Annotated in this window: 13 protein-coding genes; 11 read left to right on the plus strand and 2 right to left on the minus strand. The window is 48.6% G+C overall.

What is annotated here, in order from left to right:
* Positions 1-2: 2 nt before the first annotated feature.
* On the minus strand, positions 3-554 hold the full coding sequence (gene petA, locus P8P30_01140; protein ID MDG1286150.1) for a ubiquinol-cytochrome c reductase iron-sulfur subunit: 552 nt from the start codon (positions 552-554) through the stop codon (positions 3-5).
* A gap of 43 nt (positions 555-597) precedes the next feature.
* On the opposite strand from petA, the gene P8P30_01145 reads away from it, so the two are divergent.
* Positions 598-1,038 (plus strand): tRNA (cytidine(34)-2'-O)-methyltransferase, encoded by a 441-nt coding sequence (locus P8P30_01145; GenBank protein ID MDG1286151.1) that lies wholly within the window; start codon positions 598-600, stop codon positions 1,036-1,038.
* A 5-nt stretch (positions 1,039-1,043) separates the two neighbouring features.
* On the opposite strand, the gene P8P30_01150 is transcribed toward P8P30_01145, so the two are convergent.
* On the minus strand, positions 1,044-1,352 hold the full coding sequence (locus P8P30_01150) for a hypothetical protein (protein MDG1286152.1): 309 nt from the start codon (positions 1,350-1,352) through the stop codon (positions 1,044-1,046).
* Between the two features lie 87 nt (positions 1,353-1,439).
* Between P8P30_01150 and rpmE the strand changes: the two genes are divergently transcribed.
* The 10 genes from rpmE (at position 1,440) to murB (ending at position 12,710) form a co-directional block, all read left to right on the plus strand.
* Positions 1,440-1,718 carry a 50S ribosomal protein L31 gene (gene rpmE, locus P8P30_01155; GenBank protein ID MDG1286153.1) on the plus strand — a complete coding sequence of 93 codons (279 nt, stop codon included), beginning with the start codon at positions 1,440-1,442 and terminating at the stop codon, positions 1,716-1,718.
* Positions 1,719-1,823: 105 nt separating this feature from the next.
* On the plus strand, positions 1,824-2,660 hold the full coding sequence (locus tag P8P30_01160; GenBank protein ID MDG1286154.1) for an MBL fold metallo-hydrolase: 837 nt from the start codon (positions 1,824-1,826) through the stop codon (positions 2,658-2,660).
* A gap of 136 nt (positions 2,661-2,796) precedes the next feature.
* Positions 2,797-4,254, plus strand: coding sequence for a UDP-N-acetylmuramoyl-L-alanyl-D-glutamate--2,6-diaminopimelate ligase (locus tag P8P30_01165; protein ID MDG1286155.1), 1,458 nt, complete (start codon positions 2,797-2,799; stop codon positions 4,252-4,254).
* Complete coding sequence (murF, locus tag P8P30_01170) at positions 4,251-5,600, plus strand: UDP-N-acetylmuramoyl-tripeptide--D-alanyl-D-alanine ligase (protein MDG1286156.1); 1,350 nt, start codon at positions 4,251-4,253, stop codon at positions 5,598-5,600. Before P8P30_01165 ends, murF begins: the two co-directional genes overlap by 4 nt.
* A gap of 13 nt (positions 5,601-5,613) precedes the next feature.
* On the plus strand, positions 5,614-6,702 hold the full coding sequence (mraY, locus tag P8P30_01175) for a phospho-N-acetylmuramoyl-pentapeptide-transferase (GenBank protein MDG1286157.1): 1,089 nt from the start codon (positions 5,614-5,616) through the stop codon (positions 6,700-6,702).
* Complete coding sequence (gene murD / locus P8P30_01180; protein ID MDG1286158.1) at positions 6,703-8,094, plus strand: UDP-N-acetylmuramoyl-L-alanine--D-glutamate ligase; 1,392 nt, start codon at positions 6,703-6,705, stop codon at positions 8,092-8,094.
* A 51-nt stretch (positions 8,095-8,145) separates the two neighbouring features.
* On the plus strand, positions 8,146-9,264 hold the full coding sequence (gene ftsW / locus P8P30_01185) for a putative lipid II flippase FtsW (GenBank protein ID MDG1286159.1): 1,119 nt from the start codon (positions 8,146-8,148) through the stop codon (positions 9,262-9,264).
* Entirely contained in the window at positions 9,261-10,358 is a 1,098-nt protein-coding gene (locus P8P30_01190) for a UDP-N-acetylglucosamine--N-acetylmuramyl-(pentapeptide) pyrophosphoryl-undecaprenol N-acetylglucosamine transferase (protein ID MDG1286160.1), read from the plus strand. The genes ftsW and P8P30_01190 overlap by 4 nt, the downstream gene beginning before the upstream one ends.
* A gap of 9 nt (positions 10,359-10,367) precedes the next feature.
* Entirely contained in the window at positions 10,368-11,810 is a 1,443-nt protein-coding gene (gene murC / locus P8P30_01195) for a UDP-N-acetylmuramate--L-alanine ligase (GenBank protein ID MDG1286161.1), read from the plus strand.
* Between the two features lie 6 nt (positions 11,811-11,816).
* Entirely contained in the window at positions 11,817-12,710 is an 894-nt protein-coding gene (gene murB / locus P8P30_01200; protein ID MDG1286162.1) for a UDP-N-acetylmuramate dehydrogenase, read from the plus strand.
* Positions 12,711-12,713 lie beyond the last annotated feature (3 nt).

Consider the following 12,713-nt stretch of genomic DNA (forward strand, 5'->3'; position numbering starts at 1 on the left):
CGTTATCCGATTTTAATGCGTGTATCGTTTAGGAAAGTGTATGCTGGAATTGCAAGGTTCGTCGGAGCAGGGCCCTTACGAATACGGCCTGCGGTATCATAGTGCGAACCGTGACATGGGCAGAACCAACCGCCAAAATCACCTGCTTCACCGAGTGGAACGCAACCCAGATGCGTACAAACACCGACCATAACAAGCCATTCAGGCTTGCCTTCGGTGATGCGTTCTGCATCGGTTTGTGGATCCGGTAGGTCAGCCATCTCAGTGGCTTGTGCATCCGCAATTTCTTGCGGCGTACGGTGACGGATAAAAACAGGCTTGCCGCGCCACTTAATGGTAATGCTTTGGCCTTCTGCAATTGCGCCAAGGTCTACTTCAGTTGAAGCGAGAGCCAAGGTATCGGCTGCCGGGTTCATGCTATCGATGAACGGCCAAATGGCACTCGCGCCACCCACAGCTGTGAGAGCCGTTGCTGTTAGTACCATAAAGTCACGACGGGTTTCGCCTTCGTGTTTCTTTTTAGAGTTTTTAGCGCTTGCGCTTTTTGTAGACATGCTTAAATCCAGAATAGATTAGTTTATTGGAGACACTAATAGGATGCAGCTCGCAGTTTTTCAACCGGATATTCCACAAAATCTCGGAACCTTGATACGTTTTTGTGCATGTATGGGGTTGCCGTTGCATATTATCGAGCCTTGTGGCTTCCCCTTGGATGAGAAAAAGATGCGTCGAGCGGCGATGGATTATTTCGATAAAGCTGAGGTTATCCGCCATGTTGACTGGAATTCATTCCAAAAATCGACGGAAGGTTCGAGGCTTATTCTAGCGACGACCAAGGCGGCGAAACCTTATACGGAAATAAATTATAAAAAAGATGATATTCTTTTAATGGGGCGCGAAAGTGCGGGCGTTCCTGATGAAGTGCATGCTGCTGCAGATGAAAGAGTGCTCATTGAAATGCAAAATGAGTGTCGTTCGCTCAATATTGCTGTCTCTGCTTCTATGATCGCTGGCGAGATGATTCGGCAGGCGGGCTGATACTTTTACCAACCGTGGCCCATACCAATATGACCGCCACTGCGTCCGCCGATGCCATAACCGATGCCGAAACTTGGGCGTAAATCACGTCCGCGGCGATTTGCTTCGATATTATATTTCCAATCTTGAGCGAGGTCTTTGCGGCATTCGGCCATGGCGGGGGTGCTATCTTGAAAGCCAAGAACAAGGCACTCGGCTTTCATACGTTCAAGTATTTCAGGGTGCAAAGTACCATGCTTATAGTAGTGAGCATTATGTGGGTTTGCACAGGCTGCTAGCAAAAGAAGTACGAAAAGTGATAGAAACTGTCTCATAAGAACTTAAAACTAACGCTTTTTTACTTGATTGCAAAGAGATTAAGCGTTAGACAACCGCCTCGAATAAAACATTAGGAGCGCGCCATGAAAGAAGGCATCCACCCGAAATACGAAGAAATCACTGTTGAAATGACAGATGGTACGAAATTTAAAACACGTTCAACGCTTGGTCAAAAAGAGATGCGTCTCGATATTGATCCTTTAACTCATCCAGCATGGGTGGGTGGCGTTCACTTTAAGAAGACCGGTCAAATGGAGAAATTCAACAATAAGTTCTCTTTCCTTGGCAAAGGTCCTGGTGAGCAACAAGAAGCAAAAGCTGAAGCTAAAAAAGACGATGCATCAGGTAAAGAAGACGCATAGTCAAGGTTTCTTATATAGATACAAAGAGAGCATCGATTTAATCGGTGCTTTTTTTTTGCATGGATGTTAAGTATTTGTACATAAATAAAGAGTAGTTTAGGCCCAATGTCAGATAAAGGTAAGTTTTTGGTGAGTTTTTGGGGAGTGCGTGGGTCCATCGCATGCCCAGGAGAAGATACGCTTAAATACGGGGGGAATACCTCCTGTGTAGAGGTGAATTGCGGCGATTTTAACCTGATTTTTGATGCGGGTACGGGCATGAAAAATTTAGGTGATAAGCTTTCCGGTAAAGAACTCAACTATGATATCTTCATGAGCCACACCCATATTGACCATGTGGTGGGGTTCCCTTTTTTCAAGCCGGCTTATTCTGCGAAGAGTCGTTTAAAAATGTGGGCGGGGCATTTAAAGCCACGTGGCCGTACGTTAAAAGGCGTGATGGAATCAATCATGGATACGCCGCTCTTTCCAATTGGAGTCGATGTTTTGGAAGCAACGATCATCTGGACGGATTTTGAAGCCGGTGAAACCATTTTTCTGAGCAATGATGTAACGCTTGAAACTGCGCCGCTGAATCATACGGAAGGCGCAACGGGCTATCGTGTGAATTTCGATGGTAAAGCCGTTTGCTATGTGACCGATACGGAGCATACACCAGGCAAGCTAGACGAAAATATTTTAAAATTGATCCAGGGTGCAGATCTCGTGATTTACGATTCCACCTATACGGATGAAGAATACCCAACCTACACAGGTTGGGGGCACTCGACCTGGCAAGAGGGAGTGCGCTTATGCGACGCTGCCAATGTGAAGCAATTAGCGGTGTTCCATCATGATCCAAGCCATACAGATGGATTTATGGATGGGGTCGCGCGCGAGCTTGAACAGATGCGTCCGGGTGGCGGTCTTGTAGCCCGTGAAGGTGTGACCCTAGAGATTTAATTTTGCACCCGCTATCGCGACATACTGTCGCTCACATGGCACGCCGCTTCGCGGGCTGATGGCTCGCTTGCCTACTGACTCGCTTCTTTTATGACTCATGCTTGCGTGTAGGTTACTAGTTGCATAAGCTCTTCTTATGCCATTATTATCTCAATTGCTTGAAGCTTTCCCGCGTGAATTAAATCGAATCGATAAAGGCCGTAAGGATCCCGAAATTACGGCACTTACCGCTGACTCGCGCAATGCTGAAGAAGGCTCGCTTTTTGCGGCGATTCGCGGGGTTGAACAAAATGGTGAAACGTATATCCCGCACGTGAAGAAAGCAAAAGCGGCAGCGGTGCTAACCTGTGATGATGTGGAGCCGCTCAAAGGCATCGCCCATGTGGTTGCGCAGAATGAGCGTCAGGTTTTGGCAAAGTTGGCGGCGCATTTCTATCCAAGCCCTGCGCTTAAAATAGTGGCGATTACCGGGACGAATGGCAAGACTTCAACGGCTGAATTCTTCCGTCAATTATTAGAAATTGAAGGCGTGAAGGCCGCGAGTATCGGCACCATGGGACTGGAGACGAATAGCATTAAGCGGTTGAATGTTCCGGTGCTTAATACCTCGCCTGAACCCATCCTGTTACATAAAACGTTGCAGTATTTAGAGAAAAAAGGCGCGCAAGCGGTTGCATTAGAGGCATCAAGCCACGGATTACATCAGCATCGTATGGATGGGGTCAATCCGGTAGCGGCGGCGTATACGAATCTATCGCGCGACCACCTAGATTATCATAAAACGGAGAAATCTTATTTCGAGGCAAAACAAAGACTCTTTGCCTATGTGCTACCGCGTGAATCAACCGCAGTGCTCAATAAAGATGATCGCTATTTTGACGCGCTGAAGAAAATGTGCGAGTTGCGCAAACATAAAGTGGTGAGTTTTGGTTCAGATGATTCGGCCGATTTGTTTATTCGTCGAATTGATCGCACTCCGCACGGGATGGAAGTGCGTTTGAACCTCTATGGGCAGGCGGTCGAGGCTTCGTTGCCATTGATCGGTGATTTTCAGGTGATGAATTTACTCGCGGCACTCGGACTTGCCGAAGCATGCGGGCATGATATGTTAGGGCTGACGCATGGTTTGCGTGAACTCAAACCCGTGCGCGGGCGGATGGAGCAAGTGGCAACGGGCATTTATGTTGATTATGCGCATACGCCGGATGCGTTGGAAAAGGCACTCAATACCATGCGCGCGCATTGCAAAGGCAGCTTAGGTGTTGTGATGGGCTGCGGCGGTGATCGTGATGCAGGTAAGCGTGTGCCGATGGGTCGTTTAGCGTCTGATCTCGCAGATTTCGCCTTCATTACCGATGATAATCCGCGTCACGAAGATGCCGCCGAAATTCGCAAGCAAGTGATGGCAGGTGCGCAAGGCAAGCATTGTAAAGAAGTGGCAGGTCGTCGAAATGCGATTGAGGCGGCGATGAATGAAATGAAGTTAGGTGATATGTTATTGGTGGCCGGTAAAGGCCATGAAACGTATCAAATTATCGGCGATGAGAGGCATGATTTTGACGATGCCGCCATCGTGCGGGAATTGATAAAGTGAGCTTTTGGACGTCCGATAGAATTACCGAAGCGACAAACGGCAAGTTAATCGGCAAAGCGTTTACGACGGGTGCCGTTAACACAGACACGCGAACGATCGGGAAGGGTGAGTTTTTTATCGCGCTTGCGGGCGAGAATTTCGATGGTCATCAGTATTTAACGAAAGCCGCTGAGCGTGGTGCAGTGGCGGCGCTTGTATCCTATATTCCAGACGAGGTGCCGCAAGAGTTAGCGTTGGTAAAAGTCAGTAATACGCTCGAAGCTTTGCAAGAAATGGCGCGCTATCGTCGGGCGCATACGGAGACGAAAATTCTGGCTATTACGGGCAGTGTGGGTAAGACCTCGGCTAAAGAAATGCTCAAACTTGCTTTGTCCGAGTATGGCGAAACCTATGCGACGAGCGGCAATTATAATAACCATATTGGTCTGCCGATTACGCTGTGTAATATGCCGGAAACGAACGATTATGCCATCCTTGAAATGGGGATGAACCACGCCGGTGAAATTTCATTTCTTTCGAAAATTGCAAAGCCTGAGGTTGCCTTAATTACGAATGTTGAGGCGGTGCATCTAGAGTTTTTCGACTCGGTTGAAGCAATAGCCCATGCAAAAGCGGAAATCTTTGAGGGAATGGCAAAGGGCGTTGCAGTGTTACCTATTGATAATGTGTATTATCAAATTCTGAAATCAGCGGCAGCGCATTGTGAGGTTTTGAATTTCGGTGAAAGTGTGCAGAGCACTCTGCGTTTAGTATCGGCCGATGTGGAATATGAATATGCCAATCAACTTCGCAGTTTTAAACTTGCGACGCATGGGGCGCATTGGCCAAAGGCAGCGCTGGGTGTGTTGGCCTGTGTTGCAGCGCTAGGCTTGCCGTTAAAAAAAGCTGAGCATGCATTATCTTGCTATCAAGAGCAAAAAGGCCGTGGCGCGGTGGTTGAATTGCCGTGGTCGGGCGGAAAAATTACCCTGATGGATGATGCCTATAATGCCAGTCCTGTTTCGATGGCAGCAGCACTTGCGACCTTGGCGACATTAGGGCAGGGACGAAAGTTGGCGATTCTAGGAGAGATGTTAGAGCTGGGAGAGACCTCCGCTCAATTGCATGCCTCTATGGCAGAACCGATCGCGCAGAACCGCATTGATGCGGTGGTTACGGTGGGGGCAGGCATGCAGCCATTGACTGATATTTTGCCGTCGCACGTTCATCTGGCGCATTTTGCCAATGCAGAAGATGCATCCGCGCGCATAGAAACACTGGTCAAAGCAGGGGATGCTGTGTTATGCAAAGGGTCGCATGGAAGCGGAGTGCATCGCTTTGTCGGAGTACTGAAACAACAACAATAGTAAGAGATTGTAAATGCTCTATAATTTCCTCTTTCCACTCGCAGATCAATTTCCGCTATTTAACCTGTTTAAATATCTGACTTTTCGTAGCGGTGGCGCGGTTCTCACTGCATTGCTGATTAGTTTTATTTTGGGCCCGAAAATTATTCGTTGGTTGAAAAATAAGCAAACGCATGGCCAACCGATTCGCGAAGATGGACCGGAATCTCATTTGCTAACCAAGCAAGGTACGCCCACTATGGGCGGCGTGATGATCTTGCTGGCGGTGGGCCTCTCGACGATTCTTTGGGCTAATTTAGCGAACCCTTACGTGTGGATTACGTTATTTGTGACCATGGGTTACGGTACGATTGGTTTTATTGATGATTATATCAAACTGACGAAACGTCACCATGCCGGGCTGCCGGGGAAGGTGAAGTTACTGCTGCAATTTATCATTGGTGTTGCCGCCGTCTTATGGATTCAAAAAGTGTCCAATCCTGAGTTTTCGAGCCATTTAGCCTTCCCGTTTGTGAAAGACTTTATGCTGGATTTAGGCTGGTTTTATATCCTGTTCGCATCCGTGGTGATGGTGGGCGCAAGTAACGCAGTGAACTTAACCGATGGCTTAGATGGTCTCGCAATTGTACCGATTATGATTGCAGCAGGCTGTTTTGCGCTGATTGCTTATTTAATCGGAAATACCGTTTTCGCAGATTATTTGCAAATTACGCATGTTAAAGGTTCCGGGGAATTGGCTATTTTCTGCGCGGCATTGATTGGCGCAGGTTTAGGCTTCCTATGGTATAACGCGCCGCCAGCGATGGTGTTTATGGGCGATACAGGTAGCCTCGCTTTCGGGGGTGCGCTTGGCACGATTAGTGTGATTGTGAAGCATGAATTAGTCCTCGCTATCATAGGCGGATTATTCGTGATGGAGGCGGTTTCGGTCATCTTACAAGTGGCTTCGTTTAAGTTGACGGGTAAGCGTATTTTCCGCATGGCGCCGATCCATCATCACTTTGAGAAAAAGGGCTGGGCTGAGCCCACGATCGTGATTCGGTTTTGGATCATTGCCGTTATTCTGGCGCTCATTGGACTTAGCACGTTGAAGCTTCGTTAGATGATTTTGCTTCCCGCATATAAAGGCAAAAAAATTGCTGTGATGGGTCTGGGTATTTCTGGCCAAGCCACGGTGGCGAGCCTTTCTGCGAGTGGCGCCGAAGTTTATGCATGGGATGAAAGCGAAGCGAATCTGGCACTCTGTCAATCAGCGCATCGTGATGTGGTTTATGCTGACTATCGCAAATGGCCATGGAAGGAAATTGATGCTCTGGTGTTGAGTCCAGGGGTTCCGCTGCACTATCCGCAACCGCATCCGATTGTCGGTATTGCGATGGTTTATGGCTGTGAGATATTTGGTGATGTTGAGTTGCTAATGCAGGCACAGCCTGACGCTAAGTTTGTGGGCATCACCGGTACGAATGGAAAATCGACCGTGACGGCTTTAACGGCACACCTTTTGGAAAAAGTCGGCGCGAAGGTGCAAATGGGAGGCAATATTGGCAATGCGGCCCTGTCATTGGAGCCTCTAGGTAAGGGCGGCATTTATGTGATTGAGATGTCTTCTTACCAAAATGATTTAATGATGCGCAGTACGTTTAATGTGGCGGTTTTATTGAATATTAGCCCAGACCATTTGGAGCGCCATGGTGGTATGGAGGGGTATGTTGCCGCGAAAAAACGCATCTTCGATGGGATGGGGGTGCAAGATACGGCCATTATTTCAGTCGATGATGCGCATTCAAAAGGGATATTGAAAGACCTTAGAGACGGTAAAAATCTCTATAGTTGGCAAAATATGAAACCGCAATTTGTTGAGTTGAAGCTGGATGAATCATCGGATCGAAAACTGCCGGTTGATCTATCCGTTATTTCTACGTTGCAGGGTAAACACAATAAGCAAAATGCTCTAGCGGCAATCGCCATTTGTGAAGCGCTTGGTTATAAAGCGTCGAAGCTTGCATCGGGTTTGCGTAGCTTTAGCGGGTTGGCGCATCGCATGCAGCCTTTGGGTAAGAAAAATGACGTGAAATTTATCAATGATAGTAAAGCAACGAATGCTGAGGCCGCCGCGCGTGCCTTGGATACCTATGATGATATTTACTGGATTTTGGGGGGGATTGCGAAAGAGGGCGGTATTGAATCTCTGACTGAATATTTTCCTAAAGTGACCAAAGCTTATGTGATTGGTGAAGCGGCAGATGAGTTTGCTGAACTACTTAAAGAACATAAGGTGCAATGCGTAAAATCTGCAACGTTGGATAAGGCAGTTGCGAGCGCGACTGAAGATGCAATGCAAGCCGAGCAGGGAGTTGTTTTGCTTTCGCCGGCCTGCTCCTCTTTTGATCAATTTCCCAATTTTGAGAAACGGGGCGAGTATTTTGCCACACAGGTGACCCAAATTTTGAAAGGCAAAAATACAGATAGTGCCTCAAAGAGTGACGTTGCCTAAAAAAGGGCAGATGATTGTTAAGCATAATTATTGAATGGTGACGAGAGTTTTATGGCGACTGTAAGGCGCATAAATCATCCATTAGGCCGTTGGTGGTGGACTATCGATCGCACATTAGTGGCGGCGTTGTTTCTATTGATGGCGATTGGTGCGGTTTTAGTGACTGCCTCTAGCCCGCCTGTTGCGGAGCGTATCAATCTGGATTCTTTTTATTTCGTCAAACGTCAGCAGATTTATTTGACTCTAGCCTTTGTTATTATGATGGGGCTTTCGGCGCTTTCGTCCAAAACAATTCGACGCATTAGTATGATCGGCCTGACGGGGAGTCTCCTGCTATTGGTAGTACTTCCCTTCGTAGGCACCGAAATTAAAGGCGCGACGCGGTGGATTAATTTCTTTGGCGCCTCATTGCAGCCATCGGAGTTTGTAAAACCTTTCTTTGCGGTGGTTACGGCTTGGATCTTTACGGTGCAGCAAAAGCAGCAAAATTTCCCCGCCTTTAGGTTTTCACTGATGCTCTATTTACTCTTTGCTGCATTACTTATCGCGCAGCCCGATTTCGGAATGACGGTGACGCTCTCGGTTATTTGGGGCGTGCAGATATTTCTTGCGGGCTTGCCGCTTATTTGGGTGGTTGGATTGTTAGGGTTAGGCATTTTAGGCGGCATTGCAGCCTATCAACTTTTACCCCATGTAACGGCTAGGATTGATCGTTTCCTGGATCCGACAACGGGCGATAATTTTCAGGTAGAGAAGTCATTAGAGGCGTTTCAAAATGGCGGACTGCTTGGGCGTGGGCCGGGTGAAGGGGAGGTGAAAATTCATCTTCCCGATTCGCATACGGATTTCATTTTTGCCGTCGCCGCTGAAGAGTTCGGCGTGATCTTTTGCTTATTGATTGCAGGGTTATTCCTGTTTGTGGTGATCAAAGCGGTCTTGCGCCTATGGGATGAGCAGGACACGTTTGTGATTATCGCAGTGGCAGGCTTACTGACTCAATTTGCCATGCAGGCACTTATTAATATGGGGGTATCGGTGCAGATGTTTCCCGCCAAAGGTATGACCTTACCCTTCCTGAGTTATGGGGGGTCCTCAGCAATTTCGATGGCGCTTTGCATGGGAATGGTGCTGGCACTTACACGCAAACGTATTGGTGGGCGATTATCATGAGTCAGACGATCTTACTTTCTGCAGGAGGCACAGGCGGCCATCTATTTCCAGCGATTGCTTTGGCGCAAGAGTTGTACAATCGTGGGCATAAACCCGTGTTGGCGACGGATTCTCGCACGGCAAATTATGATTTTCCGGAGTGGCTAGAGGTGCATGTGCTGGCGGCGAAAAGCCCGGCCGGTGGGCTGACTCAAAAAGTAAATGGCGTGTTAGGTTTGCTGAAATCTTGTGTGCAAGTTTGGGGTGTCATGCGTAAGATAAAGCCAGACACAGTCGTGGGTTTTGGTGGTTACCCGTCTTTCCCGGCAGTTGCGGTGGCCATGGCGCGCGGCACGCCCCTCGTTTTACATGAGCAAAACCGTTATTTAGGTAAAGCGAATCGCATGGCGGCAAACCGTGCTAAAGTGATCGCTCTTTCATTTCCGCAGACGCAAGGCATTCGCGAAGAAGATAAAGATAAGTGTCTTGAGATCGGAAACCCCACGCGCCCAGAGATTTTGGCGTTACGAGATATTCCTTATAATGCTCCACAGATTGGTGCGTTGGAGCTATTAATCTTTGCGGGAAGTCAGGGGGCAACCCTGTTTAGTGAAGTCGTGCCCGCCGCAATCGGTCTATTACCAACAGAGATTCGCTCGCGCTTACGCATTACCCAGCAATGCCGCGCAGAGGATGTGGCGCGTGTGACAGCTGAATATGGAGATTATGGTATTCAGGCCGAGATCAGCCCTTTCTTCGAGGATATGGCCGAACGTTTGAAGAAAGCCCATTTGGTGGTGAGCCGTTCTGGGGCCTCGACCGTCACGGAAATGATGGTGGCGGGGCGTCCAGCGATTTATGTGCCCTTGGCGCTCGCGGCGGATAATCATCAATATTTGAATGCAGAGTATTTGGAAAAGAATAATGCCGGTTGGTTGCTGCCTTCTTCGCAATTTGAAGCGGAAGCGTTAGCCGCCCGTTTAGAATATTGCCTGAGCTATCCAGAAATACTGGAAAAGACCGCAAAAGCGGCTTATGATCTCGCGAAAGTCAATGCAGCCAGCGCCTTAGCCGAAGCTGCCTTGAACGTGAATAAGAAATTTAGAGTGATGTAATCCCAGAGAATGTCTAGTCCTATGAACGCAATGAAAATCCTTCCTTTATCCCACACCATGTCTTTGGAAGTGGGGATTATCCATTTTATCGGTATCGGTGGTATCGGCATGAGCGGCATTGCCGAAGTGCTGCATAACCAAGGCTATAAGGTGCAGGGGTCTGATCTTTCTGACTCAGCGAATGTGGAGCGTTTGCGCAGCAAAGGGATTGAGGTCTTTATCGGTCAGAAGGCTGAGAATATTGAAAACGCGGATGTGATCGTAAAATCCACGGCGGTAAAGGAAGATAATCCAGAAATTATTGCCGCACGTGAAATGCGTATCCCGGTTGTGCGTCGTTCGGAAATGCTGGCCGAAGTGATGCGTCTGAAAATGTGTGTCGCTATTGCAGGCACGCATGGCAAAACTACGACGACGTCAATCACGGCGACCTTGTTGGAGGCGGGTGGCTTGGAGCCAACGGTTATTAATGGCGGTATCATCAATGCTTACGGCACCAATGCGAAAGTAGGCAAGGGCGAATGGATGGTGGTTGAGGCCGATGAGTCTGATGGAACCTTCACACGCCTGCCAATTTCGGTCGGCATCATCACGAATATTGATCCTGAGCATCTTGATTACTATGGTGATTTTGAAACGCTTAAGGGCGCCTTCGCGCAGTTCTTAGATAATCTCCCATTTTACGGATTTGCGGCACTTTGTGTGGATCACCCTGAAGTGCAAAAGCTAGCGGCATCCGTGCGTGACCGTCGTATTATCACCTACGGAACGAGCCCGCAGGCGGACATCCGTGCGGATAATATTCGTGGCAATGTGCACGGGCAGACATTCGATCTCTACATGAATAAGTCGAGCGAAGAAGACGAGCAGGTGTGGCATGGTATGCACCTTCCGATGCATGGAAAACATAACCTCCTGAATGCGATGGCATCGATTGCGGTGGCGGAAGATCTCGGTATGCCAATGCTGGAAATTAAAGACGCTCTGGCCGGCTTTGCGGGAGTGAAGCGTCGTTTCACTTTTGTGGATGAGATTGATGGCGTGCGCATCATTGATGATTATGCACATCACCCGGTGGAGATTGCCGCGACGTTAAGTTCCGCGCGTCAGGCCGTATCGGAAAATGGTGGACGGGTGATTACCGTCGTGCAGCCGCACCGTTACACGCGTGTAGAAAGCCTGTTTGAGGAGTTTTGCACTTGCTTTAACGATGCTGATACCGTGTTTGTGACGCCGATTTTTGAGGCCGGCGAACAGCCGATTGAAGGCATTAGCAGAGAAAGTTTGGTCGATGGCATTCGTGCAGCGGGACATCGCAATGTCATGCCGGTTGATGCGCCAGAAAAGCTAGCCGAAACGATTAAAGCACATACGCAGCCTAATGATATTGTCGTGTGCATGGGCGCAGGCAGTATTAGCCTTTGGGCGAATAAATTACCCGAAGAAATGTAATCTCGGATGGATGAGTCTCAACTTCCCAAGGTTCGTGGGCGCTATCGTTTTGGTGCGGATCTTTCAAAGACCAATTGGTTCCAAGTAGGTGGTCCGGCTGAGGTGATGTTTAAGCCCGAAGATGCTGAAGATTTAGCCCTATTTATGCGCGAAAAACCGGCTGATTTACCCGTAACGGTGATTGGCGTGGGCAGTAACCTCATCGTGCGTGATGGCGGTATTGAGGGGGTGGTTATTCGCCTAGGGCGTGGCTTTGCTAAGATGGAACGAGAGGGTGATATCCTCACCGTCGGTGCGGGTTGTTTGGATGTGAATGTCGCGCATTATTCGGCGGAATGTGCCTTAAGCGGTACGGAGTTTCTCTCTGGCATTCCGGGAACCATTGGCGGCGCGCTGGCGATGAATGCCGGAGCCTATGGCAGCGAGATTAAAGATGTGCTGGTTGAAGTGCAGGTGGTGACGCCGGAGGCGCAAGTGAAGTGGGTTTCACCTGAGTTATTCAATTATGCGTACCGTCATGCTGATCTGCCAGAAGGCTGGATTTTTACCGCCGCGAAGTTACGAGGTGTGGCGGGGGATTCGGCTACAATCTCAGCACGTATTGATGAAATTCAGAAAGCACGCGAGGAAACTCAGCCGATTCGCTCCAAAACGGGCGGCAGCACCTTCCGTAATCCGGAAGGTCATAAAGCATGGGAGTTGGTGGATAAAGCAGGCTGTCGCGGCCTTACCATTGGTGACGCTCAAGTTTCAGAGAAACATTGTAACTTTATGATTAATATTGAGAATGCGACGGCTAAAGATATCGAAACTTTAGGCGATGAAGTGCGCAAACGCGTCAAAGAAACCAGCAACATTGACTTGCATTGGGAAATTAAACGTATCGGTAAAGTGCAGTAACGC

It is taken from the genome of Rickettsiales bacterium (genome assembly GCA_029252805.1).
Taxonomy (GTDB): Bacteria; Pseudomonadota; Alphaproteobacteria; order Rickettsiales; family JALZUV01; genus JALZUV01.

Excerpts from the sequence above, each read along its gene's own strand:
- mraY (MDG1286157.1), top strand. The coding sequence starts at position 5,614 with ATGCTCTATAATTTCCTCTTTCCACTCGCAGATCAATTTCCGCTATTT.
- murC (MDG1286161.1), top strand. The coding sequence starts at position 10,368 with ATGTCTAGTCCTATGAACGCAATGAAAATCCTTCCTTTATCCCACACC.
- P8P30_01145 (MDG1286151.1), top strand. The coding sequence starts at position 598 with ATGCAGCTCGCAGTTTTTCAACCGGATATTCCACAAAATCTCGGAACC.
- P8P30_01150 (MDG1286152.1), bottom strand. The coding sequence starts at position 1,352 with ATGAGACAGTTTCTATCACTTTTCGTACTTCTTTTGCTAGCAGCCTGT.
- murD (MDG1286158.1), top strand. The coding sequence starts at position 6,703 with ATGATTTTGCTTCCCGCATATAAAGGCAAAAAAATTGCTGTGATGGGT.
- P8P30_01165 (MDG1286155.1), top strand. The coding sequence starts at position 2,797 with ATGCCATTATTATCTCAATTGCTTGAAGCTTTCCCGCGTGAATTAAAT.
- P8P30_01190 (MDG1286160.1), top strand. The coding sequence starts at position 9,261 with ATGAGTCAGACGATCTTACTTTCTGCAGGAGGCACAGGCGGCCATCTA.
- murB (MDG1286162.1), top strand. The coding sequence starts at position 11,817 with ATGGATGAGTCTCAACTTCCCAAGGTTCGTGGGCGCTATCGTTTTGGT.
- rpmE (MDG1286153.1), top strand. The coding sequence starts at position 1,440 with ATGAAAGAAGGCATCCACCCGAAATACGAAGAAATCACTGTTGAAATG.
- petA (MDG1286150.1), bottom strand. The coding sequence starts at position 554 with ATGTCTACAAAAAGCGCAAGCGCTAAAAACTCTAAAAAGAAACACGAA.
- P8P30_01160 (MDG1286154.1), top strand. The coding sequence starts at position 1,824 with ATGTCAGATAAAGGTAAGTTTTTGGTGAGTTTTTGGGGAGTGCGTGGG.
- ftsW (MDG1286159.1), top strand. The coding sequence starts at position 8,146 with ATGGCGACTGTAAGGCGCATAAATCATCCATTAGGCCGTTGGTGGTGG.